26 protein-coding genes are annotated in these 25,820 nt (G+C 70.5%); 8 read left to right on the top strand and 18 right to left on the bottom strand.

The features are described 5' to 3' along the window. Positions 1 to 238 precede the first annotated feature (238 nt). Genes ACFYO9_RS03650 through ACFYO9_RS03660 form a run of 3 tightly spaced genes read left to right on the top strand, consistent with a single transcriptional unit; the run spans position 239 to position 3,857 of the window. Positions 239 to 766, top strand: a complete 528-nt coding sequence (locus tag ACFYO9_RS03650) for a PadR family transcriptional regulator (RefSeq protein ID WP_358777545.1) — start codon at positions 239 to 241, stop codon at positions 764 to 766. Next, positions 763 to 1,449 (top strand): ABC transporter ATP-binding protein, encoded by a 687-nt coding sequence (locus ACFYO9_RS03655; RefSeq protein WP_358710234.1) that lies wholly within the window; start codon positions 763 to 765, stop codon positions 1,447 to 1,449. Before ACFYO9_RS03650 ends, ACFYO9_RS03655 begins: the two co-directional genes overlap by 4 nt. Beyond that, complete coding sequence (locus ACFYO9_RS03660; RefSeq protein ID WP_358777546.1) at positions 1,446 to 3,857, top strand: FtsX-like permease family protein; 2,412 nt, start codon at positions 1,446 to 1,448, stop codon at positions 3,855 to 3,857. Before ACFYO9_RS03655 ends, ACFYO9_RS03660 begins: the two co-directional genes overlap by 4 nt. A gap of 30 nt (positions 3,858 to 3,887) precedes the next feature. On the opposite strand, the gene ACFYO9_RS03665 is transcribed toward ACFYO9_RS03660, so the two are convergent. Further along, the gene (locus ACFYO9_RS03665; RefSeq protein WP_355803314.1) at positions 3,888 to 4,841 is read right to left on the bottom strand and encodes a LysR substrate-binding domain-containing protein; all 954 of its coding nucleotides are present in this window, start codon (positions 4,839 to 4,841) and stop codon (positions 3,888 to 3,890) included. A gap of 133 nt (positions 4,842 to 4,974) precedes the next feature. Here ACFYO9_RS03665 and ACFYO9_RS03670 point away from each other — a divergent pair, with 133 nt between their 5' ends. Continuing rightward, a complete protein-coding gene (locus ACFYO9_RS03670; protein WP_355803317.1) occupies positions 4,975 to 5,529 on the top strand; it encodes a peroxiredoxin in 555 nt (184 codons plus the stop codon). 15 nt (positions 5,530 to 5,544) lie between these two features. Continuing rightward, positions 5,545 to 6,075 (top strand): alkyl hydroperoxide reductase, encoded by a 531-nt coding sequence (locus tag ACFYO9_RS03675; protein ID WP_355803319.1) that lies wholly within the window; start codon positions 5,545 to 5,547, stop codon positions 6,073 to 6,075. A 69-nt stretch (positions 6,076 to 6,144) separates the two neighbouring features. Here the strand turns inward: ACFYO9_RS03675 and ACFYO9_RS03680 are convergent, their stop codons facing one another. The 4 genes from ACFYO9_RS03680 to ACFYO9_RS03695 form a co-directional block, all read right to left on the bottom strand. Continuing rightward, positions 6,145 to 7,650: an AI-2E family transporter gene (locus ACFYO9_RS03680; RefSeq protein WP_358777547.1), complete on the bottom strand. Its 1,506-nt coding sequence runs from the start codon at positions 7,648 to 7,650 to the stop codon at positions 6,145 to 6,147. A gap of 135 nt (positions 7,651 to 7,785) precedes the next feature. Continuing rightward, entirely contained in the window at positions 7,786 to 8,505 is a 720-nt protein-coding gene (locus tag ACFYO9_RS03685) for a lytic transglycosylase domain-containing protein (RefSeq protein WP_355803322.1), read from the bottom strand. A gap of 400 nt (positions 8,506 to 8,905) precedes the next feature. After that, positions 8,906 to 10,228, bottom strand: coding sequence for a PhoH family protein (locus ACFYO9_RS03690; RefSeq protein WP_355803324.1), 1,323 nt, complete (start codon positions 10,226 to 10,228; stop codon positions 8,906 to 8,908). Between the two features lie 332 nt (positions 10,229 to 10,560). Then, positions 10,561 to 11,322 (bottom strand): isoprenyl transferase, encoded by a 762-nt coding sequence (locus ACFYO9_RS03695; RefSeq protein WP_355803326.1) that lies wholly within the window; start codon positions 11,320 to 11,322, stop codon positions 10,561 to 10,563. A gap of 129 nt (positions 11,323 to 11,451) precedes the next feature. On the opposite strand from ACFYO9_RS03695, the gene mgrA reads away from it, so the two are divergent. After that, on the top strand, positions 11,452 to 12,489 hold the full coding sequence (mgrA, locus tag ACFYO9_RS03700) for an L-glyceraldehyde 3-phosphate reductase (RefSeq protein WP_358777548.1): 1,038 nt from the start codon (positions 11,452 to 11,454) through the stop codon (positions 12,487 to 12,489). Positions 12,490 to 12,605: 116 nt separating this feature from the next. On the opposite strand, the gene ACFYO9_RS03705 is transcribed toward mgrA, so the two are convergent. After that, positions 12,606 to 13,163 carry a hypothetical protein gene (locus ACFYO9_RS03705; RefSeq protein WP_358777549.1) on the bottom strand — a complete coding sequence of 186 codons (558 nt, stop codon included), beginning with the start codon at positions 13,161 to 13,163 and terminating at the stop codon, positions 12,606 to 12,608. A 397-nt stretch (positions 13,164 to 13,560) separates the two neighbouring features. Between ACFYO9_RS03705 and ACFYO9_RS03710 the strand changes: the two genes are divergently transcribed. Next, positions 13,561 to 13,881 (top strand): DUF192 domain-containing protein, encoded by a 321-nt coding sequence (locus tag ACFYO9_RS03710; RefSeq protein WP_358777596.1) that lies wholly within the window; start codon positions 13,561 to 13,563, stop codon positions 13,879 to 13,881. A gap of 220 nt (positions 13,882 to 14,101) precedes the next feature. On the opposite strand, the gene ACFYO9_RS03715 is transcribed toward ACFYO9_RS03710, so the two are convergent. The 12 genes from ACFYO9_RS03715 to ACFYO9_RS03770 form a co-directional block, all read right to left on the bottom strand. Then, a complete protein-coding gene (locus ACFYO9_RS03715; RefSeq protein ID WP_358777550.1) occupies positions 14,102 to 14,998 on the bottom strand; it encodes a class I SAM-dependent methyltransferase in 897 nt (298 codons plus the stop codon). 99 nt (positions 14,999 to 15,097) lie between these two features. Further along, positions 15,098 to 15,760: an OmpA family protein gene (locus tag ACFYO9_RS03720; protein ID WP_388665939.1), complete on the bottom strand. Its 663-nt coding sequence runs from the start codon at positions 15,758 to 15,760 to the stop codon at positions 15,098 to 15,100. Then, a complete protein-coding gene (locus ACFYO9_RS03725; protein WP_355803338.1) occupies positions 15,757 to 16,365 on the bottom strand; it encodes a hypothetical protein in 609 nt (202 codons plus the stop codon). Before ACFYO9_RS03725 ends, ACFYO9_RS03720 begins: the two co-directional genes overlap by 4 nt. A gap of 32 nt (positions 16,366 to 16,397) precedes the next feature. Continuing rightward, on the bottom strand, positions 16,398 to 17,021 hold the full coding sequence (locus ACFYO9_RS03730; RefSeq protein WP_355804179.1) for a pilus assembly protein TadG-related protein: 624 nt from the start codon (positions 17,019 to 17,021) through the stop codon (positions 16,398 to 16,400). Continuing rightward, entirely contained in the window at positions 17,000 to 17,188 is a 189-nt protein-coding gene (locus ACFYO9_RS03735) for a hypothetical protein (RefSeq protein ID WP_388666008.1), read from the bottom strand. The genes ACFYO9_RS03730 and ACFYO9_RS03735 overlap by 22 nt, the downstream gene beginning before the upstream one ends. A gap of 278 nt (positions 17,189 to 17,466) precedes the next feature. Further along, on the bottom strand, positions 17,467 to 18,357 hold the full coding sequence (locus tag ACFYO9_RS03740) for a DUF5936 domain-containing protein (protein WP_355803340.1): 891 nt from the start codon (positions 18,355 to 18,357) through the stop codon (positions 17,467 to 17,469). A 28-nt stretch (positions 18,358 to 18,385) separates the two neighbouring features. Then, a complete protein-coding gene (locus ACFYO9_RS03745) occupies positions 18,386 to 19,330 on the bottom strand; it encodes a type II secretion system F family protein (RefSeq protein ID WP_358710225.1) in 945 nt (314 codons plus the stop codon). Then, positions 19,327 to 20,664, bottom strand: a complete 1,338-nt coding sequence (locus tag ACFYO9_RS03750) for a CpaF family protein (protein WP_355803344.1) — start codon at positions 20,662 to 20,664, stop codon at positions 19,327 to 19,329. The genes ACFYO9_RS03745 and ACFYO9_RS03750 overlap by 4 nt, the downstream gene beginning before the upstream one ends. A 44-nt stretch (positions 20,665 to 20,708) precedes the next feature. Then, a complete protein-coding gene (locus ACFYO9_RS03755; protein WP_358710313.1) occupies positions 20,709 to 21,035 on the bottom strand; it encodes a TadE/TadG family type IV pilus assembly protein in 327 nt (108 codons plus the stop codon). A gap of 92 nt (positions 21,036 to 21,127) precedes the next feature. Beyond that, positions 21,128 to 22,750: an AAA family ATPase gene (locus ACFYO9_RS03760; RefSeq protein WP_358777551.1), complete on the bottom strand. Its 1,623-nt coding sequence runs from the start codon at positions 22,748 to 22,750 to the stop codon at positions 21,128 to 21,130. 10 nt (positions 22,751 to 22,760) lie between these two features. Next, on the bottom strand, positions 22,761 to 23,471 hold the full coding sequence (gene cpaB / locus ACFYO9_RS03765) for a Flp pilus assembly protein CpaB (RefSeq protein ID WP_355803350.1): 711 nt from the start codon (positions 23,469 to 23,471) through the stop codon (positions 22,761 to 22,763). 105 nt (positions 23,472 to 23,576) lie between these two features. After that, positions 23,577 to 24,527, bottom strand: coding sequence for a hypothetical protein (locus tag ACFYO9_RS03770; RefSeq protein WP_358777552.1), 951 nt, complete (start codon positions 24,525 to 24,527; stop codon positions 23,577 to 23,579). 238 nt (positions 24,528 to 24,765) lie between these two features. Here ACFYO9_RS03770 and ACFYO9_RS03775 point away from each other — a divergent pair, with 238 nt between their 5' ends. Then, complete coding sequence (locus tag ACFYO9_RS03775; protein ID WP_358777553.1) at positions 24,766 to 25,764, top strand: chitinase; 999 nt, start codon at positions 24,766 to 24,768, stop codon at positions 25,762 to 25,764. Positions 25,765 to 25,820 lie beyond the last annotated feature (56 nt).

The raw sequence follows: 25,820 nt of genomic DNA on the forward strand, positions 1-25,820 counted from the left end.
GACTGAGAGTGCTCCGCTTCCGTCTAGTTCTCATGCGTACGTCGAGTCAGCTCATGAAGCTAACACCGCAGCGTGGGACAAACTCCTGCCCATCCCGTCTTTTGCGGACGTGACAATGAGCACCTGCCCCTAAGGAACCGACGATTCTCCGGCCGGGAAGGTTGCCCGGAGCTCGCACAAATGAGCGTCACATCGCACGTATACACCGTGGGTATACACGGCGTGTAGAGTGCTCATCATGTCCATTGGCCACACCCTTCTGGGTCTCCTGGAGTCCGGCCCCCGGCACGGCTACGACCTCAAGCGCGCCTTCGACGAGAAGTTCGGGCACGACAAGCCCCTGCACTACGGGCAGGTCTACTCGACCATGTCCCGGCTGCTGAAGAACGGCCTCGTCGAGGTCGACGGCATAGAGGCGGGCGGCGGTCCCGAGCGCAAGCGGTACGCGATCACCGACGCCGGCGTCACGGACGTCCAGCGATGGCTGGCCACCCCCGAGAAGCCGGAGCCCTACCTCCAGTCGACCCTCTACACCAAGGTCGTCCTCGCCCTGCTCACCGGCCGGGACGCCGCCGAACTCCTCGACGTGCAGCGCGCCGAGCACCTGCGCCTGATGCGCATCCTCACCGACCGCAAGCGCAAGGGCGACCTCGCCGACCAACTCGTCTGCGACCACGCGCTGTTCCATCTCGAAGCCGATCTGCGCTGGCTGGAACTGGCCGCCGCGCGCCTCGGCAAGCTCGCCCAGGAGGTGCGCTCCGCATGACCCCCGCAGGTTCCCTTCTCGTGGCCCACGGACTCCGCAAGGCGTACGGCCCGACCACCGCGCTGGACGGCGCGGAATTCTCCATCCACCCGGGCGAGGTCGTCGCGGTCATGGGTCCTTCCGGCTCCGGAAAGTCGACCCTGCTGCACTGCCTCGCCGGGATCGTCCGGCCCGACGAGGGCTCCATCTCGTACGGCGGCCGCTCGCTGACCGGCATGTCGGACGGCGAGCTGAGCGCCCTGCGCCGCAGCGAGTTCGGCTTCGTCTTCCAGTTCGGGCAGCTGGTGCCCGAGCTCACCTGTGTGGAGAACGTGGCGCTTCCGCTGCGCATGAACGGCGTCAAGCGCAAGGAGGCCGAGTCCGTCGCGCTCACCTGGATGGAGCGGCTCGACGTCGCCGACGTGCGCGACAAACGGCCCGGCGAGGTCTCCGGCGGCCAGGGCCAGCGCGTCGCCGTGGCCCGCTCCCTCGCCCCGGGCCCGCGCGTGATCTTCGCCGACGAGCCGACCGGCGCGCTCGACTCGCTCAACGGCGAGCGCGTCATGGAGATGCTCACCGACGCCGCACGCTCCACCAACGCCGCCGTCGTCCTGGTCACCCACGAGACCCGTGTCGCCGCGTACTCGGACCGCGAGATCGTCGTGCGGGACGGCAAGTCGCGTGACATGGAGCGGGCCTCATGAGCGACACCCGAGTACGCCCCCGGCCCGCGACCGAGGCGCCGGCCGCCGTGGCCCCGACCGGCGTCGCCGCTTGGACGCGCGACCTGGGCATGGGCATGCGGTTCGCGACGAGCGGCGGCCGCGAGGGCTGGATCCGCACGATCCTGACCGCCGTCGGCGTCGGCCTCGGCGTCGCGCTGCTGCTCGGCGCCGCATCGGTGCCGAACATGCTCCAGAACCGCGACGACCGGTCCATCGCGCGCACACCGCACTCCTCCTTCGACGGCAAGCCGGCCAAGGCGGGCGACTCGACGGTCGTCATACGCAACACCGGCACCACCTTCCGCGACAAGAGCCTCAACGGCCTCTTCCTGCGCGCCGACGGCAAGAACCCGGTGCTGCCGCCGGGGCTCGACAAGCTCCCCGCACCCGGCGAGATGGTCGTCTCGCCCGCGCTGCGCGACCTGCTCGACGACCCGGCGAACAAGCTGCTCAAGGAGCGCTTCCGGGACTTCCGCGTGACCGGCACCATCGGCGAGGCGGGCCTCCTCTCCCCGGTGGAGCTCTACTACTACGTGGGCAGCGACAAGATCACCGCGACGGGCAACAACTACCGCGTCCAGAGCTTCGGACAGGACGACTCCCTGCCGCTCGACCCGTTCCTGATGGCGCTCGTCGTCCTGATCTGCGTCGTGCTGCTCACCCCGGTGGCGATCTTCATCGGTACGGCCGTGCGGTTCGGCGGCGACCGGCGGGACCGGCGGCTCGCGGCCCTGCGCCTGATCGGCGCGGACGCCCGCGCGGTGCGCAGGATCGCCGCGGGCGAGGCGCTGTTCGGCGCACTCCTCGGGCTCGTCGCGGGCGCCGTGCTCTTCCTGCTCCTACGGGAACTGGTGGGCGTGGTCGACCTGACGAACGTCAGCGCGTACCCGTCCGACATGGTGCCGTCGGCCGGCCTGGCCGCGCTGGTCGCGGTGGCCGTGCCGGTGTCGGCGGTCCTGGTGACCCTCGTCTCGCTGCGCTCGGTCGCCATCGAACCCCTCGGGGTGGTCCGGGGCGGCAAGCAGCGCAAGCGCCGCCTGTGGTGGCGGCTCGTACTGCCGGTCCTCGGCATCGGCATCCTGCTCTACTCGGGCCGCATCGACCGCTCCCTGGGCAGCGCCTCCGTCAACGTGACCGCGATCGCGGTGGGTTCGGCGCTCTCCCTGATCGGGCTCAGCGCGCTGCTCCCCTGGCTCGTCGAGGCCGTCGTGGGACGGCTGCGCGGCGGGCCCGTGCCCTGGCAACTCGCCGTCCGCAGGCTGCAGTTGACCACCGGCACCGCGTCCCGGGCGGTCAGCGGGATCACCGTGGCGGTGGCGGGCGCGGTGGCGCTGCAGATGATGTTCGCGTCCATGCACGACGACTTCAACGAGATCACGGGCCAGGACACCACGCGCGCCCAGCTCACGGTCAGCAGCGGGACCGCGAGCGGCCCCCTCGCCCAGCGGATGATCGACGACTTCACCGCGACCAAGGGCGTCACCAAGGTCATCGGTACCGTGCAGGCGTACGTCACCCGGCCCGGCGGCAAGAAGGTCAACGACCTGACGCCGACCACGGAGGTGACCATCGGCACCTGCGCCACCCTGCGCGAACTGGCGGACCTCGGCTCCTGCAAGGACGGCGACACCTTCGTCTCGCACACCGCGAGCAAGGAGCAGAACGGCTGGGTGGACGAGACGGCACGCCCCGGCAAGCCGGTCAACATCGGACCCGACCCCGACTTCCACGAGAACGCCGAGCCGGTCCTGTGGACGCTGCCCAAGGGCACGCCCACCGTCCGGGCGCGGAACAACCCGTCCGGCAGGAAGATCGACGGAATCCTCGCGACGCCGGGGGCCATCGACATCAAGAAGCTGGCCGATGCCTCGACGACCTCCTGGGTCAAGACCGACCCGAAGGTGGCGGACGCCGAGGAGTACGTGCGCAACACGGCGGCCCGCATCGGTCCGTTCGTCGGGGTGGACACCCTGAAGTCGGTCGACCGCGACAAGCAGTACGCGTCCATCGCGCGCGGCCTGCAGATCGGCGCGAGCGCCACGATGGCGCTGATCGCGGCGTCCATGCTGGTGTCGATGATCGAGCAACTGCGGGAGCGCAAGCGGCTGCTCGCGATCCTCACCGCGTTCGGCACGCGCCGCTCGTCGATGGCGTGGTCGCTGCTGTGGCAGACGGCGATCCCGGTCGTCCTGGGCCTCGGCCTCGCGATCGTCGGCGGCCTCGGCCTGGGCGTGGTGATGACCCACATGATCGACAAGTCGGTCACCGACTGGTGGTCGTTCCTGCCCCTGACGGGCGCGGGAGCGGTGATGGTCGCCGTCGTCACGCTGCTCAGCCTGCCGCCGCTGCGGCGGATGATGCGGCCGGACGGGCTGCGTACGGAGTAGCTCCGGGTTCCGGAACGCCGGTGCGGGTCGTCACACCACCCGCACCGGCAGGGGCCGCACCGCCTCCTGCAGGGCGGCGGCCAACTCCTCGTACTCGGCGGCCCGCGCAGCCCCCGTGCGCATCGCGAGCGCGATCCGCCGGGTAGGGGCGGGGTCGGCGAAGTACCCGGTCAGGAGCTGGTTGCTGCGGCTGGTCTCCACGCGGACGGCGGTGCGCGGAAGCAGCGTCACGCCGAGCCCGCCCGCGACCAGCTGGACGAGGGTGGAGAGCCCGGCGGCGGTCGTGGTGACGGGCGCGTCCGCGCGGCCCGCCTCCCGGCAGATGTCGAGTGCCTGGTCGCGCAGGCAGTGCCCCTCGTCCAGAAGCAGCAGATTGAGCTCCTTCAGCGCCTCGCGGGGGATGCCCTCGCGGCCGCCGAGCCAGTGGTCGAGCGGGGTGACGAGCACGAAGTCCTCGTCGAAGAGCGGCAGTTCGCTCACCCCGGGCACACCGAGCGGCACGGCGAGCAACAGCAGGTCGAGCCGTCCGGCGGTGAGCCCCTCCAGGAGGGTGGCGGTCTGCTCCTCGTGCACCTGGAGATCGAGGTCCGGGTACTTCTCGTGGACCAGTGTGATCACCGTCGGCAGCAGATAGGGCGCGACGGTCGGGATCACGCCGAGCCGCAGCGCGCCGGTGAACGGCGCCTTGACCGCGTCGGCCTCCTCCATGAGCGCCTCGACCTCGTCGAGGACCGCCCTGACCCGCAGGGCGAGCCGCTCCCCGGCCGGCGAGAGCAGCACCTTGCGGGTGGTCCGCTCCAGGAGCTTGACACCCAGTGCCTCCTCCAGCGCGGCGACGGCCCCGGAGAGGGCCGGCTGGCTCATCCCGATCGAGGACGCGGCGTCCCGGAAGTGCAGATGCTCGGCCACCGCGGCGAAGGCCCGCAGCTGCGCCAGGCTCGGCTGCTTGCCGTTGGTCTGCTTGCCCCTATTTATGGCTCGCACTGATAACTACCTCCGATCAACACGACCCACTCTAGCTATTTCCCTAATCAATGCACCCTGTGCCACCATCGACATCAGTCCAACCCCACAGGAAACTCCCCAAAAGGGATTTTCTTCGTCGCAAGGAGTACGTGTGCTCACTGTCGGTGACAAGTTCCCCGAGTTCGACCTGACCGCCTGTGTCTCGCTGGAGCAGGGCCAGGAGTTCGAGCAGATCAACCACAAGACCTACGAGGGCAAGTGGAAGATCGTCTTCGCGTGGCCCAAGGACTTCACCTTCGTGTGCCCGACCGAGATCGCGGCCTTCGGCAAGCTGAACGACGAGTTCGCCGACCGTGACGCCCAGATCCTCGGCTTCTCCGGTGACTCCGAGTTCGTGCACCACGCCTGGCGCAAGGACCACCCGGACCTGACGGACCTGCCCTTCCCGATGCTGGCCGACTCGAAGCACGAGCTCATGCGTGACCTCGGCATCGAGGGCGAGGACGGCTTCGCGCAGCGCGCCGTCTTCATCGTCGACCAGAACAACGAGATCCAGTTCACGATGGTGACCGCCGGTTCCGTGGGCCGTAACCCCAAGGAGGTCCTGCGGGTCCTCGACGCCCTGCAGACCGACGAGCTGTGCCCGTGCAACTGGAGCAAGGGCGACGAGACCCTCGACCCGGTCGCGCTGCTCTCCGGCGAGTGAACAGGAGCCTCTGACATGGCACTCGACGAACTGAAGTCCGCCGTTCCGGACTACGCCAAGGACCTCCGCCTGAACCTGGGCTCGGTCATCGGCAACAGCGACCTGCCGCAGCAGCAGCTGTGGGGCACCGTGCTGGCCTGCGCCATCGCGTCCCGCTCCCCGAAGGTGCTGCGCGAGCTGGAGCCCGAGGCGAAGGCGAACCTCTCCCCCGAGGCGTACACCGCCGCCAAGTCGGCCGCCGCCGTCATGGCGATGAACAACGTCTTCTACCGCACGCGCCACCTGCTCTCCGACCCGGAGTACGGGACGATGCGCGCCGGCCTGCGGATGAACGTCATCGGCAACCCGGGCGTCGAGAAGGTCGACTTCGAGCTGTGGTCCCTCGCGGTCTCCGCGATCAACGGCTGCGGCCAGTGCCTGGACTCGCACGAGCAGGTCCTGCGCAAGGCCGGCGTCGACCGCGAGACGATCCAGGAGGCCTTCAAGGTCGCCGCGGTCATCCAGGCCGTGGGCGTCACCCTGGACTCCGAGGCGCACCTCGCGTAGCGCTCGTAGCTCATACGTGTGTGGGGCCCGGAACCTGTTGGTTCCGGGCCCCACACGCGTGTGTACGGATCACTCCCGCGGGTCGGCGGGCGGCTCGGGGGCGGCCGGGGCGGGGGTGGCGTCCTGCGCTGTGGCCGGGGAGGCGGTCCGCTCCGGGGAGGCGGCCCCCTCGGGGGAAGCGGCACGGTCTGGAGCGGCGGCCGGGGCAGCCGTGGCGGAGGAGTGCGCCGCCGAGGAGTCCAGCGCCGTCGCGCCCCGCGGCTGCGGCGCCTGCTTGAGGGCCGCCTCCCGCGCGTAGGACCGCAGATAGCCGACGACCGTGTTGGTGACGGCGACCAGCGGCACCGCCACGACCGCGCCGCCCACGCCGGCGACCATGCCGCCCGCGGCGACGGACAGGATCACCGCCAGCGGATGCACCCGCACCGCGCGGCCGAGGATGAACGGCTGCAGGATGTGCCCCTCGATCTGCTGCACCGCGAGGACCACCACCAGCGCCATCACGGCCGTGAACACGCCCTGCGTGACCAGCGCGACGACCACCGCGAGGGCGCCGGAGACGACGGCGCCGACCAGCGGCACGAACGCGGCGAGGAAGATGATGACGGCGAGCGGCACCGCCATCGGCACGCCGAGGAAGTAGATGCCGAGGCCGATGAAGATGGCGTCGATCAGGGCCACTATCACCGTGCCGCGCACATAGGCGGTGAGCGTGCGCCAGGCCCGCGGGCCCGCGCCCGCGATGCCGGGCCGCGCCTGAGCGGGCATCAGTTTCAGGAACCACTGCCAGATGCGCTTGCCGTCGTACAGCAGGAAGAGCGTCGAGAACATCGCGAGCAGGATGCCGGTCAGCAACTCGACGATGACCGTGACGCCTTCCAGGCCCGCGGAGGTGAGCTCCTCGGTGTTGGAGCCGACCGCGTCGCGCAGACTCTTGGCGATGTCGTTGATCTGGTCCTCGGTCACGTGGAACGGGCTGTTGAGGAGCCACTTGCGCAGATCCTCGATGCCGTCCTGGACCTGCCGGGACAGTTCGTCGGCGTTCTCCATGACCTGCCAGACCACGAACCAGCCGACCAGGCCCATGATGACGAAGCCGAGGATCGCGGTGACCGCCGTCGCGAGGCCCCGGGGCAGACCGAGCCGTCGCAGCCGGGCCACGGTGGGCTGCAGCAGCGCGGTGATCAGGAGCGCGGCCACGAAGGCGAGCACGACCAGCTGGACCGCGCTGATGACCTTCATCAGGACCCAGAGGGTGCCCGCGAGGACGAGGAGGCGCCAGCCGGCCTCGGCCGCGACCCGCATGCCCCACGGGATGGAGGCGACGGGGTCGGGGCGGGCCGCTATGGCCGGGGCGTACGCGGGCGGCGCCGGCACGTGCTCGTGGTCGCCGTACTCCGCGTGATCCCCGAGGTCTCCGTGATCCCCGTGGCCCCTGTGGTCTCTGTGAGAGGGGTCGTTCGACTCGTCGGTGTCCGAGTCGGCGTCCCGGTCGCGGCGCTTCTCGTCCAACCGCTCACCCATACTGCTCAGTCCGGCTCCGAGCCGGCCGAGCCACCCTGGCACTCGCGACATGATCCGTCCTCTACCCCCGTCTTTCCTCACCACTCCCCCCTGGAGCCGTCCGGACCGACCGTACACGGCGAAGCCCCCCACCGAAGGACGGTGAGGGGCCTCTCAAGGTTGCCTGCGGGTACGGCCCGACGCGGCCTAGTACCAGCTGTTCGCCTGCCAGAAGTTCCAGGCTCCGCACGGGCTGCCGTAGCGGTCGTTCATGTACCCGAGGCCCCACTTGATCTGCGTGGCCGGGTTGGTCTGCCAGTCGGCGCCCGCCGAGGCCATCTTGGAACCGGGCAGCGCCTGGACGAGCCCGTAGGCGCCCGAACCGGCGTTGGTGGCCTTGTAGTTCCACGTGGACTCGTGGTTGACGATGTTGCTGAAGCACTGGAACTGGTCACCGGGGACCATCTGCCGTGCCATCGCCTGGACCTGAGCGACCGTGTAGGAGCCCTGGGGCTTGAAGCTGGAGGCGTCGCGGGCGGAGGAGCGGCTGGCCTTCGTCTCGGCCTTCTCCTCACGCTCCTTCTTGAGCGCGGCCTTCTTGGCCGCCTCTTCCTTCTCCGCGGCCTTCTGCTTCTCGATCGCCGAGGCGGCGGCCTGCTTGCGGGCCTCCTCCGCGGCGGTCTTCTTCGCGGTGTTGTCGGCGGCCATGGCCTGCGCGTCGGCCTGCTGCGTCAGGGACGCGGTCTGGACCTGGGCCTGCTGACCCGCGGGGATGTCTGCGAGGAGCGTCGCGTCGCTTGCCGCTGCCTCGATGTCGTTCGAGCTCGAGGGCTGGGCGTTGCCCGAGGCAACACCCACGACAGCGCCGACGGTGGTGACCGCGGTGGCAGAAGCCACGGCGAATCCCCGGACCGAAATCCGGCTCACACGGTTTTCCTTCCAGCATCGCCCGCATAGGTGACCTCGCGGACGCAATCGTGCCCCTGGCACTGGCCTCCGCTTGCGATCGGTCACGGGAGGCACGGACCCGGTGGACAACTCCCGTGCAGGGAGCGCCGCGTGGTGCTTCGGGCGGCATGCGACGGCCACTATGAAGTTCTGAGGTTTCGTACCGCTGGGGGTACACGTGTGTCGCATGCGGGGCCTGACAGGACCCAGACTCTGCCCCAGCCGGACACCGCAAGGCAATTCTCCGTTGCGTGGGAAAGCTCACACCCCGTTTGCCCCAGGAGTTTTTCGGAAAGAGGCGCACACCGCGACGCCGCCCGGCTAGGCTCCTTCGCTTTGCCGGGCGGCGCCAACTACGGTGCAATTGCCGTGATCTGACTCAGAGGTGGCCGTCCTCCAGCATTTCGGTCACCAGGGCCGCGATCTGCGAACGCTCCGACCGCGTCAGCGTGACGTGCGCGAAGAGCGGATGGCCCTTCAGCTTCTCGACGACGGCGACCACTCCGTCGTACCGCCCGACGCGGAGGTTGTCGCGCTGGGCCACGTCATGGGTCAGGACGACACGGGAGTTCGCCCCGATCCGGGACAACACGGTCAACAGGACGTTCCGCTCCAGGGATTGCGCCTCGTCCACGATCACGAACGCGTCGTGCAGCGAGCGTCCGCGGATATGGGTGAGCGGCAGCACCTCGAGCATCCCGCGCGCCGTGATCTCCTCGATGACCTCTTTCCCGGCCACCGAACCGAGCGTGTCGAAGACCGCCTGCGCCCAGGGGCCCATCTTCTCGGCCTCGGTGCCGGGCAGATAGCCGAGCTCCTGCCCGCCCACCGCGTACAGCGGCCGGAAGACCATCACCTTCTGGTGCTGGCGGCGCTCCAGGACCGCCTCAAGGCCCGCGCAGAGCGCGAGCGCCGACTTGCCGGTGCCGGCCCGGCCGCCCATCGAGACGATGCCGACGTCCGGGTCGAGGAGCAGATCGAGCGCGATCCGCTGCTCGGCGCTGCGGCCCTTGATGCCGAAGGCCTCGCGGTCCCCGCGCACCAGCCGGACGTTGCCCTCGGCCGTCACCCGGCCGAGCGCCTTGCCGCGCTCCGACTGGATGGTGAGGCCCGTGTGCACGGGCAGGTCGGCCGCCTCGGGCACGTACAGGGTCTCCTCCTCGAAGAGGAGGTCCACCTGTTCGGCCGAAAGGGTCAGTTCGGACATCCCGGTCCAGCCGGAGTCCGTGATGGCGAGTTCGGCGCGGTACTCCTCGGCGAGCAGCCCCACCGACGAGGCCTTGATCCTGAGCGGCAGGTCCTTGGAGACGACGGTGACGTCGTACCCCTCCGCCTGCAGGTTGCGCGCCACGGCGAGAATCCGCGAGTCGTTGTCCCCCAACCGGTAGCCGGCCGGGAGCACGCCGGGATCGGAGTGGTTGAGCTCGACGCGCAGCGAACCGCCCAGGTCCCCGATCGGAATCGGGGCGTCGAGGCGTCCGTGCCGGATGCGGAAGTCGTCCAGCAGGCGCAGCGCCTGCCGGGCGAAGTAGCCGAGCTCCGGGTGGTGCCGCTTGGCCTCCAGCTCCGTCACCACGACGACGGGCAGCACGACTTCGTGCTCGTCGAAGCGGGTCAGGGCGTTCGGGTCGGCCAGCAGGACGCTGGTGTCGAGAACATAGGTGCGCCTGTCGGGCATGCGGCGCTTTGTGCTGGTCACCACGGAAGGACGTACCCCCTCGGATGAGGTCGGGGAGCGACGGGAGGGATGCCGGGTGCGATCCGGCGGGTGTGAGCCGGACCGGTCACGGGCCGCGATGCGCGGGCCGAGCGCCGGCCCTCCACGTCGCCCGTGCTGCTCACACGGTCGTCCTGGTGCAAAGGGCCTCCCGGGCGGACGACCCATGCCGTCCGCTGAGATACGACGTCCCTGTCGGATACTGCTGAGACGTCGACCTGGAAGGCTTATTCCCTCGAACAAGCGCGGCCATGCCAGGGCATATGACGACGCGTTGGTTAACTCCGGGTGACCCCGACCTCAGGGGGTGGTGCGGGTCAGCCGCCGTAGCGCCGGTGGCGGGCCGCGTAGTCGCGCAGTGCGCGCAGGAAGTCGACCTTGCGGAAGGCCGGCCAGAAGACTTCGCAGAAGTAGTACTCGGAGTGGGCCGACTGCCAGAGCATGAATCCGGACAGACGCTGCTCACCACTCGTTCGGATCACCAGGTCGGGGTCCGGCTGGCCGCTGGTGTAGAGGTGCTTGGAGATGAGGTCGACGTCGACGCTCTCGGCGATGTCCTCCAGGCTGGTGCCCTTGTCCGCGTGGTCGAGGAGCAGCGAGCGGACCGCGTCGGCGATCTCCTGGCGGCCGCCGTAGCCGACGGCGACGTTGACCAGTATCCCGGTGTTGTGGCGGGTCGCCTCTTCGGCTTCCTTCATCACCCGCTGGGTGTGGCCCGGCAGCAGGTCGAGCGCGCCGACGTGGTGCACCCGCCAGCGGCCGTCGGCGACGAGCGAGCGGACGGTGGCCTCGATGATGCCGAGGAGCGGGGTCAGCTCGTCCTCGGGCCGGTCGAAGTTGTCGGTGGAGAGCATCCACAGGGTGACGACCTCGACGTCCGTCTCCGCGCACCAGCCGAGGAACTCCTCGATCTTGTGTGCGCCCGCCTGGTGGCCCTCCGCGGTGGTCCCGCCCGCGGCCTTCGCCCAGCGGCGGTTGCCGTCGAGGATGACCCCGATGTGCTTGGGCACCTGGTCGTGGTCGAGGCGGCCTTCCACCCGGCGTGCGTAAAGTCCGTACACCAGGTCGCGCAGGTTCACGTGTGTCAGCCTCCAGCAGATGGCGGTCCTCAAGGGGCGCGCCCAGAGCAACCCCGAGGGCGACACCCTACCGCCGCTCGAGCGTCCCTCCACAGTCGGGGCGCATGGCGCTCAAGTAGCTTCGTCCCCATGAACGACACGTCTCTGTACCGCGCGGCATCGGACCGATACGACTCGATGGAGTACCGGCGGACGGGCCGCAGCGGCCTGAAGCTGCCCGCGGTCTCCCTCGGTCTGTGGCACAACTTCGGTGACGACAAGGCCCTCGAATCCCAGCGCGCGATCCTGCGCCGCGCCTTCGACCTGGGCGTCACCCACTTCGACCTGGCCAACAACTACGGTCCGCCGGCCGGTTCCGCGGAGCTCAACTTCGGCAAGATCTTCGCGCAGGACTTCGCCGCGTACCGCGACGAGCTGGTCCTGTCGACCAAGGCCGGCTACCTCATGCACCCCGGCCCGTACGGCGAGTGGGGCAGCCGGAAATATCTGCTTTCGTCGTTGGACGCGTCGCTCAAGCGGATGGGCGTCGACTACGTGGACATCTTCTACTCCCACCGCTTCGACCCGGAGACTCCGCTGGAGGAGACGATGGGCGCCCTGGCCTCCGCGGTCCAGCAGGGCAAGGCGCTGTACGCGGGCGTCTCCTCGTACAACAGCGAGCAGACCGCCCAGGCGGCGCGCCTGCTGCGGGAGATGGGCGTGCCGGCCCTCATCCACCAGCCGTCCTACTCGATGATCAACCGCTGGACGGAGGAGGACGGGCTGCTCGACACGCTGGAGCAGGCCGGCATGGGCTGCATCTCCTTCGTGCCGCTCGCCCAGGGGCTGCTGACGAACAAGTACCTGAAGGGCATCCCGGAGGGTTCGCGCGCCACGCAGGGCAAGTCGCTCGACCCGGAGCTCCTGAGCGACGAGGTGGTGCGCCGCCTGAACGGCCTGAACGACATCGCGGCCGCCCGCGGCCAGTCGCTCGCCCAGCTCGCCCTGAACTGGGTGCTGCGCGACGAGCGGATGACCTCCGCGCTGATCGGCGCGTCCAGCGTCAAGCAGCTGGAGGAGAACGTGGCGGCGCTGACGGGTCCGAAGCTGACGGAGGACGAGCTGTCCGCGATCGACACGTTCGCGGTGTCGACGCCGGGCACCAACATCTGGGCCGGACGGGGCTGAGGTGCGCGGGCGGGGGCGCCCGCCCGTACGGGAGCTCGTACGTACGGGAGCCCCGGACCGGAGTGGTTCCGGTCCGGGGCTCCGGGGTTTCCGGGGTGTCAGGGGCGCCGGCGGCTTCAGGCGCGGGGCCTCTTGAACCACGCGCCGGCCGTGCCCTGGGAGAGCAGGATCACCACGGCTATGGAGCCGAGCAGCGGCAGCAGGCCGCCCGGGTTGCCCGCGGCCGTGCCGCCGAGCCCGAGCACGATCTGCACGCTCGTCAGGACGATGCAGGTGACGCGGATGCCGTGGCCCGCGCTGCCGAAGCGGAAGGCCATGCCGGCGGCGACCAGGAGGCAGATGTTCACGCCGAGGGCCGCGCCGCCCGTCTCCGGGTTCACCGCGCCGATCAGGATGACGCTGCCGATGACGGTGAGTCCGGCGAGGACCCAGAGGACGATCTGCGCGGCGCGGACGGTGCCGGGCATCTGCGTGGGGGCCATCGGCCCGGGGGCATAGCCGTAGCCGTAGCCCTGGCCGTACTGCTGGCCCTGGCCGTAGCCGGGGTCCTGGGCGGGTCCGTTGTACGTGGGCAGGCCGGCCTGGGGGTTGACCTGCGGGTTGACCTGCGGGTTGGCCTGAGGGTTGGCCTGGGGATCCTGCGGATGCTGCGGCGGAGGGAATGCGTTCGACATGTCCCTGACGATATCCGGACGAAGATCTTCCGACGGCTGCTCGCCGGGTCCGCGCCCCGCCCGCTCCGTGGCACAAAAAATCGGGCCGGTCCATGGGGGGGAGATGGACCGGCCCGAGGGGGGGTTTCCACCATAACCCTTCGTAAGTGCTGCTGGGTGCATCGGCGTGCCACAACTACTCTCCGAGACCGCCCGACGACTGCGCGGTCCCGTTCTACCGGCGGATTCACGGGTTTGAAGGCGATTTTCGGCCGGGCGCGCCGGTACCCCCCAAGAGGGACCCCCGGGAGGTTCGCGCGCTTGACGTTCCGGACCGCCCTGCGGCTACGTTCGCGGCATGGCGACGATGACGGTCTCCGCTCCCCTTCTCCCCGTCCCCCTGGAGATCCCCTTGGAGATGCCCCAGGAGATCCCCCTGGAGATCGCGGACTCGGCGCGGGCCCGGCGGCGTGGGCTGCTCGGCCGGACGGGGATCACGGGGGCGCTCCTGCTGTCGCCGGCGAGCAGTGTGCACACGGTGGGGATGAGGTTCGCGGTCGATGTGGCCTACCTCGACCGGGGGTTCCGCGTGCTGGCCGTCCGGACGATGCGGCCGGGGCGGATCGGGCTGCCGCGGCCGCGGGCCCGGCATGTGATCGAGGCGGAGGCCGGGGCGATGGCCGGGTGGGGCGTGTGCCGGGGCGCGCGTGTCGTTGTGCGGGAGGCGGAGCGCCTGTAGCCGTGCAGGCCGCGGGGCTTGGGGGCGGAGCGCAAGGGCGAGGCCCCGGGGGCCCGGGGGGGGCGGGTGACGGCTCGCGGTGCCGTGCGGCCCCCTCCACCGCGCGGCACCGCCCGCGTCGATTTGCTCACGCGAATTAGCCCTGGTCTGAACTTACGTGACGTTCGCGGGCGGATCGAGCCAGTCTCGGTAACGATGCGGAATCAGGCCCTCCCGTACGTCACTTACCGCCCCGACTGACCGGTTTGCGCAACTCGAAGAGGTGCCGGGCGCTGTGGGCGACGAACGGGCCCTCGGCCTGGATGCGGTCGTGCAGCTCGCGCAGGCGCGGCCGGTACGTCGCCACGTCGAAGCCGGGGACCATCCACACGACCTTGCGCAGGAAGTGGATGACGGCGCCGATGTCGAGGAACTCGATCCGCAGCCGTTCGGCCCGCAGGTCGACGACCTCCAGGCCCGCGGCCTCGGCCTCGGCGCGCTCCAGGTCGGGGTGGCGGCCGTTCCTGACCTCCGCGGGCTGCGGTCCGAGGAAGTACTCGACGAGTTCGAAGACGCTGGCGGGCCCGACGTGCTGCGCGAAGTACGTGCCGCCGGGGCGCAGCACGCGGGCGATCTCGGCGAAGTCGGCCTTCACCGGGTGCCGGCTGGTGACGAGGTCGAAGGCGCCGTCCGCGAACGGCAGCGGGGCGTCCTCGGGCGCGGCGACGACGGCCACGCCGCGGGGGTGGAGCAGGGCGGTGGCCTTGGCGACGTTCGCGGGCCAGCCCTCCGTGGCGACGGCGAGCGGGGGCAGCGTGGCGGCGGAGGCGAGCACCTCGCCGCCGCCGGTCTGGATGTCGAGGCTCGCGGACGCGTGGGCGAGGCGTCGCGCCATGGACTCGGCGTACCGCCAGGAGGGGCGTTCCTCGGTGGCCCGCCCCTCGAACCAGGAGAAGTCCCACCCTTCGGTGGGCGCGGCATCGGCCTCGGCGACGAGGTCGTCGAAGGGGCGGGGGCGGGGGGTGGAGCTGGTGCCGGTGGCGGGGCGGGGGGTGGAGCTGGTGCCGGTGGGTCGGTCCGGGGCGCGGTCCCTCTTGCCGTCCGGGGCCGGGTCGTTCGTGGTGTCCCTGCTGTTCATGGGGCAATCCTGGCATTGGGGGTGCGCGGGGGCACGCAGGTTTCGGCGTCGACGGGGGCTGCCTCGGCCGGATGGGGCGGGTGGGGCGGTACCCGTGGCTCAGTCCGCGGTCCCGGGCGCGCTGCCCCCGGTGGCCGTCTTGGTACCCGTCTCGCCCCGCGGGAAGGAGACCTCCACGCGGCGGTTCTTGCGGCGGCCCTCCTCGGAGCCGTTGTCCGCGATGGGGTAGTCCTCGCTGTAGCCGCGTACGGAGTACGTGACTTCGGGGCCGAGGAAGCCCGCGAGCGTGTCGTGCACGGTTTCGGCGCGTTGGCGGGAGAGCTTCTTGCCGTGGCCGTAGGAGCCGAGGTTGTCCGTGAACCCGAAGACGCGTACGTCCGTGGCCTTCTGGTTCTTGGCCTCTTCGGCGATCGCCTTGATCCGGGACTTCGCCTCGGGGTTCAGCTTGGAGCTGTCCTTGGGGAAGAGGACCTCCGCCTGCAGGGCGAACTTCACGTCCGTGTTGGTGTCCTCGCGCCGCTCCTCGCCGCCGAGGTCCTCGACGACGGACTTGATGTCGAGCACCTTGGCGGGCGCGAGCGTGGCCCCGTCGGCGAGCTTCAGCCCCGGGCTGTTGGCGTCGACTTCGGGGGGCGGGGAGGTGGTGGAGCTGCCGGGGGGTGCGGTGGGGTCGTCGTCGGCCCACGCGGACGTGGGGCCGAGGACGAGGACGAGGGCGGTGAGGGCGGCGCCGGTGAGGTGGTGGTGGCGGGGCATGGTCATTCGCCCTCGGAGAGCTCGATGGGGGCGGGGGGCATGCCGCCCACCTGGAAGTCGACCTTGGTGGTGCCCTCGGGCGGCGCGGGAAACTGCGCGTACCACTCGGCCGTTTGGCTCGGCTTCACTCCGCCGGTGAACTTGGTGCACAAGCACCGTCCCTCGGTGTCCCGGAGCACCAGGTACTTCTTCTTCCCGGAGTTGTCGATCAGGTTGGCTCCCGCAACGGAGGAGCCGTTCTTGTTCAGCTCCCGTTCCTCACCACGCCAGTTGGCGGCCGCCCAGAACCTGCCGCCATTGTTCGTCACGGTGCCGGATACCGTCACGAAACCACCGCCGTCGCGAACAGCGGAGGTGACCGTCAGCGTGATGCTCTCCTCGCCCTTGACCTCGGCCAGCACCTTGTCCGACGAGGAGTCCTGGCTGCCCTCGTCCTTCTGGTCATCATCTCCGCCCTGCTTGGACGATGCCGTCGACGGCGACGAGTCCTTGTCGGTCTTGTCGCCCCCGTCGTCTCCACCGCCGCAGCCGGCCACCGCCAAGACCAGCCCGGTGGTGATCGCCGCAGCGCTCATTGCCCTGCGGGTCGTCGCGGTACGCCGAATACTCATCGCCACGGCTTCCTTCTCTCGTCGATCGCGTGTCAGTCGGCCAGGAGGACAGAGAAGAGGACGGATGCATCCGGGAGGTCACCCGGTTCGAAGTCGTCCGGATCGATCTCGACGGGATCCTCACCGTCACACACCAGTTCCACGGGTTTCTCGGGGTCGGCCGAAGGATCGAAATCACAGCGGGGTTTGATGACCGCGGTGGCGTGGGCCTTGGCGTGCTGCGACTCCGTACCCGGAATGATCGAATCGCCCACGGTGTAATTGGTCTCGACGTCCGCGCGGAAGCCCGGGTATCCGTTCACTTCGTCGCGCGTCACGCTGACGGTGGAGTCGTTCTCGGCTGCGAGCGCGTTCGCCGCGGCCTGAGCTCCGAGACCCTCGAACCTGTCTCCGACGAGCCAGTCGAGCCAGTCGTCCCCGTCACCGATGGCCAGCTCCAAGCCGTCGACGAGCTCATCCCTGGCGTCCTGCGCGGCGGCCAGAGCGGCGGCGTCCGCAGCGGTCTGAGCCCCATTGCGCGCCGAAGCGCCTTGCGCGAAGGCGAAGAACGCAAAGGCGACGAAGAGCAGAATGCCCGTCAGCCAGATGTAGATGGGGAGCGTCTGCCCGCTGTCACCGCCGACGAGGCGTCGTCTCAGCCGCCGATCACGTCGGATACGGCGTCCTGGATCGCACCGGAGATCTGACCGTCGAGCCCGAGGCCGTCGATGAGGACGAAGATCCCCGCAATAAGAATCATCAGCCCCGCATACTCCACAAACCCCGCCCCCGCATCCCGCTCCCGCCCCCGTACCCGGGACGTCACGGAAACCGTCCAGTCCACCCAGACTCTGAGCACGCGTTCCTTCAGCACGACGGCTCCTTCTCTCCCACCGGATACCGGGCCCGTTGCGGTCAGAGGCAACGTACGCCACCACGCGTGCATCGGCAGCAACTCTGCGCAACGGATGCGGCAACCCACGTACCGGGCCCGCAAGTTGGCGGGTTCTCTTCCCCCTCGGTGAGATCACCATGCACGAAGTCCCCTCCCGCAAACCGTGAGCTCGATTCCGACTGTCCCACATCGAGTTGCACCCGCGAAGGGCTTTCCCGAAGCTGCTTCTAACGGCCCAGAATCGAGCCGAAGTCCGACCCCGAGCCCAGGAACATCCCCGCCGCGATCAGGATCATCGTGGCCGGGAGCATGAAGACAAGGGTCACCATCGTCGCCTTGGGGATCGTCTTCGCCGCCCTGCGGCGGGAGTTCTGCGCGTCCGTGCGCCGCATGTCCGTGGCCAGTTGGATCAGCGTGTCGGCGATCGGGGAGCCCAGTTCCTCGCCCTGCTGGAGGGCCGAGACGAACTGGGCCACCTGCTCCGACGCGTTGCGCCGGCGCAGCTCGTCGAAGGCCTGGCGGCGGCTGACGCCCATGTCCATCTGGCGCAGGGTGATGCGGAGTTCGTCCGCCCACGGACCCTCGTACCGCTCCGCCACCCGGTCGAGCGCCTGACGGAAGCCGAGGCCCGCCGAGACCACGACGGCGAGGACGTCCAGGAAGTCGGGGAGCGTGCGGTCGATGACCTCGCGGCGTTCGCGGATCGCCTGCCAGATCAGCGCGTCCGCGGCCACCGCGCCGAAGGCCAGCGTGAGCAGGCCGAAGAGCGGGGAGCCGTTGGTCAGGAAGACCAGGCCGAGGACGAGGCCGAAGACGCCGTAGACCGCGCGCCGGGCCGCGTACCGATCGATGGTCAGGCCGCCCGGGTTGCCCGCCATGTCGATCCTGCGGCGCTTGGCGTCGACCCGTTTGGGGCCCATGGCGCGCAGCACGAAGGGTGCGAAGCGCATGCCGAGCCGGTCGACCGCGGAGCCCGCGGCCGAGACGCGCGTCGCGCCGACCTCCAGGGCCACCGCCAGGTCGGACGGCAGCTTCGCGTCCGCCCGGTACATGCGGATGCCCAGGCAGGCGCCCGCCACGGCGAGGCCCATCACCAGCGCCAACAGCAAGCCCAGCAACGTCACTCACCCTCTCTGCGCGGCACTTCTATACCTCTATCTTTCCGAGGCGTCTGATCACGAAGAATCCGATCCCGTACAGGCCCAGCGAGATCAGGATCAGCGTCTGGCCCAGCGGTGAGCCCGTCACCCGCTCCAGCGCGCCCTCGTTCGAGGAGTTGATGAGGAGCAGGGAGCCGAGGCCGAGCAGGGGGACCGTGAACGCCGTCGCGTGGACCTCCGACAGCATCGTGCGGACCTCGCGCCGGGTCTCCTTCCTGTCCTCCAGGGTCTGCGTCAGGTTGCGCAGGCTGTTGACCACCGTGCCGCCCGCCTTGTTGGAGAGGACCAGCGTGGTGACCAGGACGATCAGTTCGCGGGACGGGAGGCGTTCCGCCAGCTCGCCCAGGGTGTCGTCGATCGAGCGGCCGAGCGTCAACTGGTCGGCGACGTGCGAGAGTTCCTCGCCCGCCGGGGCCTCCAGCTCCTCCGCCGCCATCGCCAGCGAGGTGCGCAGCGCCAGGCCCGCCGCCGTCGCGTTGGCCAGGATGCGGGCCACGTCGGGGAGCTGGTTGATGAACGCCTCGATGCGTTTCTGGCGCTGCCAGTTGAGGAAGGCGAGCGCGCTCCATATCGCGACCACGCCCGCGATCGGTCCGAAGAAGGGCGCCAGGGTCGCCGCCGCGATCAGCCAGAGCGCGGCCACCACCGCGACGACGTACGTGAAGAACTCGCCGGGCGTCAGGTCCAGGCCCGTCGCCGAGAGGCGCAGGTGCAGGGAGCGGCCGAGGCGGGTGCGGCGCAGTCGGCGGTCGACGGCGGCGAAGCGGCGGACGCGCCCTGGCGAGCCGTCGCCCGAGCCGGGTCCCAGCGCCAACCGGTCGACCAGCGCCTGGCGTTGGGCCCGGCCGGAGGCGTACGTGTGGACGCCGGCGACCGCGAGCGTGCCGGTGAGGATCGTGGCGCCCAGCGCGAGGGCTGCGGGGTCGGTCATCCGATCGCCTCCCTCGTGTCCAGTACGTCGACGGCCTGTGCCACCCCGAAGGCGGGCGGCACCGGTTCGTCGGCGACGTACAGCTTGTCGGCGATCTCGCGCGGCAGCGGCAGATGCTCGTAGTGACCGTGCACGACGCGGTCGGCGCCGAGCGGCCGCGGCACGAAGCGCGTGACCGGCACGATGCGGAAGTGCTGGCGGCCGTGGCTGACGAGCAGCACGATCTCGGCGACCTTGCGGGAGCCGTCGCCGTGCCGGGACAGCTGGATGACCACGTCGACGGCCGAGTTGATCTGGTCCTTCAGCGCCTCGAAGGGGATCTGCACCTCCGACATGGAGCCGAGGGTCTGCAGGCGCATCAGGGCGTCCTCGGCGGAGTTGGCGTGGACGGTGGCGAGGGAGCCGTCGTGGCCGGTGGACATCGCCTGGAGCATGTCGAGCGTCTCGCCGCCGCGGACCTCGCCGACGATGATGCGGTCGGGGCGCATGCGCAGGCTGTTGCGGACCAGGTCGCGGATGGTGATCTGGCCCTTGCCCTCGACGTTCGGGGGGCGGGACTCCAGGCGGATCACGTGGTCCTGCTGAAGCTGGAGTTCGGCCGAGTCCTCGATGGTGATGATGCGTTCGTGGGCGGGGATCAGACCGGAGAGGGCGTTGAGGAGCGTCGTCTTGCCGGTGCCCGTGCCGCCGCTGACGATGAGGTTGAAGCGGGCCCGCACGAAGGCGGCGAGCAGCATCAGCATGTGCTCGTCGAGGGAGCCGAGGGCGATGAGTTCGGGGAGCGTGTAGGCGCGCGGGAAGCGGCGGATGGTGAGGGTGGCGCCGGTGAGGGCGAGCGGCGGGATGATGACGTTGACGCGTTCACCGGTGGGCAGGCGGGCGTCGACCATGGGGTTGGACTCGTCCACGCGGCGGTTGACCGTCGAGACGATGCGTTCGATGGTCTGCATCAGCTGGTCGTTGGAGGCGAAGCGCAGGGGGAGCTGTTCGACCCGGCCGGCGCGCTCGACGAAGATCGAGTCGGGGCCGTTGACCATGATCTCCGTGATGGAGGCGTCGGCGAGGAGCGGTTCGAGTACGCCGAGTCCGAGGGCCTCGTCGACGACCCGGCGGATCAGCTGGGCGCGCTCGGAGGTGGAGAGGACGGGCCCCTCGCGGCTGATGATGTGGCCGAGCACGCGCTCCAGGCGGACCCGGCGGTCCGCCGCCGCGAGCGACGACATCTCGGCGAGGTCGATCTCCTCCAGGAGCTTGGCGCGGTAGACGGCGACGAGCCCGTCGTCGCGGCTTGGCTCGGTCTGGCGGGTGGGGGCCACGCGGTCGCGCAGGCTCATGGCGTCCTTCGACCTCCTTCGGGCGTACGGGGGTTGGGCACGGCTCAGTCGTCCGGGGCGTCGTCGTTGGGCATGGTGGCCTCTTTGGTGACGCTCCAGTCCGAGCCGATGAACGGGAGCAGGGTCGGGACCTGCACCTCGACGGTGGCGGTCGTGGTGTCGCCGCCGTCGCCGACGTCGATGGAGGAGCTCAGGTCGCCGTCCATGGCCGCCGCCCCTGCCGCCTCCCCGGAGTCGCCCTGCGAGGCCGCGCGGGCGGCGGCGCGGGCGCCGGACCCTGCCTGGTTGGCGGCGTAACCCACCAGGCCCAGCTGGATCGCGGCGAGGCCGACGAGCAGCAGGATGGGCAGGAACCCGGCGAACTCCAGCATGGATACGCCGCGGTCGCCCCAGCGGCGGCGGCCACCGGACTCGGGGGACCGCCCCCGGCGCCCCCGGAACCTCACGAAGGACTTGGGCCGTATCACCCGTCATCCCCCTCCAGCGCCGCCCCCGCCTCGCCGTGGACCTGCCACCCCGCGTCGAAGCCGGGGAAGAAGACGGGCACGTCGACCCGTACGTGCGCCTTGTACACCGCGCCCTCGGGCGCGCAGCTCACGTCCGCCCCCTGCCAGGCGTCCGGCAGGTGTTCCCGGGCCGCCGCCGCGCAGGCGCCCTGGGCGTCCTCGCCCACCGCGTACGCCGCCGTGGCCGCCCGCGCCCCCTCGTCCGCGGCGTTCCCGGCCAGGGAGTACGAGTATCCGTACAGCGCGCACTGCCAGAGGAGCGTCATGACCACGAGCAGCAGCGGGAACATCCCGGCGAATTCGAGGGTGACCGCGCCCCGGTCGCCGCCCGCCGCCTTTCTGCGCAGGGCCAGCGCGCCCCGCCTGGTGCCGGAGCCCGCCGCTTCCGGGTCGACGAGGCCCAGTTCGCCCGCGAGGGCCCACAGCGCCTGCTTCACCGTGGAGCGGCTGTCCAGGTCCTGCATGCGGCCCGCGTCGACCGCGCCCTGCAGCTCCTTGAAGCAGGCGGGCACGGTGGTGCGGGCCGTGCGCGTGCCGGTGACGCGCTCCACCAGGGAGGGCTGGATCTCCGCGGTCCTGCCGTGCCGGTTGACGACGGTGACGGTCTCCTCGGCCTTGCGGATCTGCAGCCGGTCCCAGAGCCGCACGACGCGTTTGGCGGCGCGCACGGCCACCACGTCGGGGGTGACGAGCAGCAGCGCCTGGTCGGCGAGTTCGATCGCGGTGGCACTCGCCGCGGTGACGTAGGCGCCGCAGTCGACGATCACCACGTCGTAGCGGGCGCGCAGGGCACCGATGGTCTGGCGCGCGACGCGGTCGGTGACCTCTTCGCCGCGCTCGCCCTCGGCGGGGGCGAGGAGCAGGCCGATGCCGCTCTCGTGGGTGTAGACGGCGTCCTGGAGGACGCGCGGGGTGATGTCGTTGATCGCGGCGAGGTCGGCGACCGAGCGGCGGAACTGCACGTCGAGGTAGGAGGCGACGTCCCCGGACTGCAGGTCGAGGTCGAGGAGGGCGACGGTGCGGCCGGACGCGCCGGCGGCGAGGGCGAGCTGGACGGCGGTGACGGTCGTGCCGACGCCGCCCTTGGCCCCGCTGACCGTGACGACGGTGCCCGCGCCGCCGGGTCCGCCGCCCCCGCCCGCGTACAGCTCGATGCCGCTGCCGCTGCCCAGGTGGCGCCGCATCCCGGTGGACCAGGCGGCGGCGGCCTGGACGCGTTCGGCGAGGGCGTCGTAGGCGAGCGGGAGGCCGACGATGCCGCGCGCCCCGGAGTCCATGGCGGCGGTCAGCAGGCCGGGGCTGGTGTCGGCGGTGATGAGGACGACGCCGACCGCGGGGAAGCGCAGCACCAGGTCGCGGATGAGGTCGAGGGCCGGGACGGGTCCGATCCGCTCGTGCACGAGGACGACCTCGGGCAGTTCGTCGACGGACTCGGCGGCGAGGTGCGCGAGGGTGTCGAGGAGCACCGTGGAGTCGCCCACGGGGAGCGCGGGTTCGGTGTCGGGCAGCTGGCCGGTGAGCGTGGACAGCGCGCGGGCCGCGTCGATGTCGCCGACAGCGGGGAGGATCCGAGTGGTCATGCCCGACCTCCTACTTGTCCTCGTCGAGGGTGTACGTCCGGTCGCGCGGCGGTACGGTCGCCTCGCCGCCCGCTCCGACCAGGGCGAGCCGGACGTGGGTGGCGAACGACTCGGCGTAGGCGACGCGTTGGGCGTCTGCGGTGTCGAGGGCGAACGTGATGGGCACCGCTTCGGTGGCCCTGCGCCGGGTGCGGTCGTCCTGGTTGGGTTCGAGCGGGGTCAGCTTGCCGACGTCGAGCACCTTGGCGCCCTCCACGATGACTTTGGACTGGTCCTTCGCCTTGTCGGTCGCACCCTTGAAGGTGGCGTAGATGTTGACCTTCGAGCCGGGTGTGATCTTGCCCGCAACTCCGGTCGCCGCGTCGATCATGATGGCGATCTCCTGTTGCCCGGGGGCGAGTTCGGGCCGCCGTACGATCATGTCGGACTGCAGCAGCGAGCCCTTGCGCAGCTGGGTGACGGCGATCTTGCCGCGGATCTCGCCGAGGTCGGTGACGGCGTTGTCGGACAGCCACCGCTCGGGCATCTCGACCTTCTCGAACTGGTCGGCGGTCAGCTCCTTGTAGGGCGCGATGTCGCCCTTGAGCTTGTACGCGGGGACTTCGGGGCCCACCTTCGCGTTCACGTCGCGGATCACCGAGAGGACGCCGGCGAACGCGCCGATCGCGCACAGGACCGACAGGACCAGCAGGATGATGCCGCGGCGCTGGCGTGAGTTCATGGGCCGGACTACCTCGATCGAATGCGGGTGGCTACGGACGGTGAGCGGGGTGGCGCGCGTGCGGTCGTCGGTCGCGTACGAGGTGCGGGCGGGGGCGGTCCTGCCCTAGGTGGCGCCGCGGGGCAGGGCGGTCGTGGGGCGGGCGTGGTGCGGTGCGGCCGGGCGGAGCCGGGAGCCCGGCGGGATCAGGGCGCGCACCGGCGGCGCGAGGCGGTCGGATGGCGGCGGCAGGGGCGCGGCGCAGAACGCGCAGCGGTCCCCGATGAGTTCGAGGCCGCACCAGTGGCAGTCGTCGCGCCGGACGGACGACACCAGTTGGTAGAGGACGGAGATGTCCGGGATGGCCGCGGCGAACTCGACGAGCTTGCCGGTGGCCCACCAGCGCCCGGACTCGCCGGGCAGCCGTGTCTCGGTGGTCTCCTGACAGTGCCAGGCGGGGGCGAGGGTGGCGGTGACCCAGTCGTGGGCGAGCCGGCCGGGGGCGTAGAGCATCCGGGTGCCGAATCCGGGCCCTGGCAGGTACGCCTCGTCGCCGCTGGAGACCTTCATCAGTGAGGGGCGGGGCGTGGCGAGGACCGCGAACTGGCTGCCGGGAACCCAGGACTTGGCGTGCGACTGGAGGGTGACGGGCACCCGGTCGAGCCGGGCGACGGAGCCGAGCAGGGCGCCCGCGTAGATGTAGTGGGAGAGCAGCCGGGCGGCGGAGGCGAGCACGCCGGGGCTGAAGTCGCAGACCGACAACTGCCGTAATTGCAGGGCGAGTACGGCGAGGCCGAGCGGCGGCAGGTCGGTGCGGACGACGGCGATGCGGTCGCTCTCCAGGACGGAACGCACCGCGTGCAGCCGCTGGACGACCGCCGGGGGCGCCGAGGCGGGGCACAGGGCGATGACGTAGCCGTGGTGCTCGATGAGGGTGTGCATCTCGGTGAGCGCCCGGTCGAAGGAGTACGTCCGCGCCGGCTCCAGCGCCGACTGGAGCACGGTGGCCGACGGGGTGTGCCGGTCGGGCGACGGCAGCACGAGATCGGGTCCGGTGACGGCTATGGCGGTCGGCAACGCGTACACCCCCGGTCCTCGTGCACTCCTGCCTCAGCACCATATCCACGTCATGGTCGACTCGACACCCAACTTCCCACTGTTCATGTGGAGGTGGGGGATTCCGCTGTGCACCAAGTGATGTTTGATCCCTTGACAACCTCATTGGTCTGGACCAGCTTTGACCCCCAGCCGGACCCCTCATCCCCGGCTGCACCCCCCCCCATCCCCCCACCCCACTCCCCCCACGGAGGCAGCAGTGGTCCGTACACGCAGCAGGACGGGAGCCGCCGTCGGCGCCCTCGCCGCCCTGGCCCTCGCCCTCACCGGCCTCTTCACCGGCGGTGCCGCCCCGGCGGACGCCGCACCCCGCGCGGTGCCCGCGCACGCGGTGACCGGGTACTGGCAGAACTTCGACAACGGCGCCCAGGTGCAGAAACTGGCCGATGTGCAGGACGCGTACGACATCGTCGCCGTGGCCTTCGCGGACGCGACCGGCACGCCCGGGCAGGTCACCTTCAACCTCGACTCGGCCGGTCTCGGCGGCTACACCGTCGACCAGTTCAAGGCCGACATCAAGGCGAAGCAGGCGGCCGGCAAGTCGGTGATCATCTCGGTCGGCGGCGAGAAGGGCGCGGTGGCGGTCGACTCGGCGGCGTCCGCCTCGGCCTTCGCCGACTCCGTGTACGGCCTCATGCAGGAGTACGGCTTCGACGGCGTCGACATCGACCTGGAGAACGGCCTCAACTCCACGTACATGTCCCAGGCCCTGAAGTCCCTGGCGAGCAAGGCGGGTTCGGGCTTCGTGCTCACCATGGCGCCGCAGACCATCGACATGCAGTCCCCGTCGAACGAGTACTTCAAGACCGCGCTCGCCGTGAAGGACATCCTCACGGTGGTCAACATGCAGTACTACAACAGCGGTTCGATGCTGGGCTGTGACGGCAAGGTCTACAGCCAGGGCACGGTCGACTTCCTCACCGGGCTCGCCTGCATCCAGCTGGAGAACGGACTCGCGCCCTCGCAGGTCGGCATCGGCGTCCCGGCCTCCTCGCGGGCGGCGGGCGGCGGTTATGTCGCGCCGGAGGTCGTCAACGACGCCCTGGACTGTCTGGCCAAGGGCACGGGCTGCGGCTCCTTCAAGCCGTCCAAGACGTACCCGGGCATACGGGGCGCGATGGCCTGGTCGACCAACTGGGACGCGACGGCGGGCAACGCGTGGTCCTCCTCGGTGGGCGCGCACGTCCACGGCATGTAGGCCCTACCCGTACGTCACCTCGTACGTCACCGGAAAAGACCGCAGCGCCGCCGCTC

The organism is Streptomyces sp. NPDC005863 (genome assembly GCF_042871345.1).
Classification (GTDB): Bacteria; Actinomycetota; Actinomycetes; order Streptomycetales; family Streptomycetaceae; genus Streptomyces.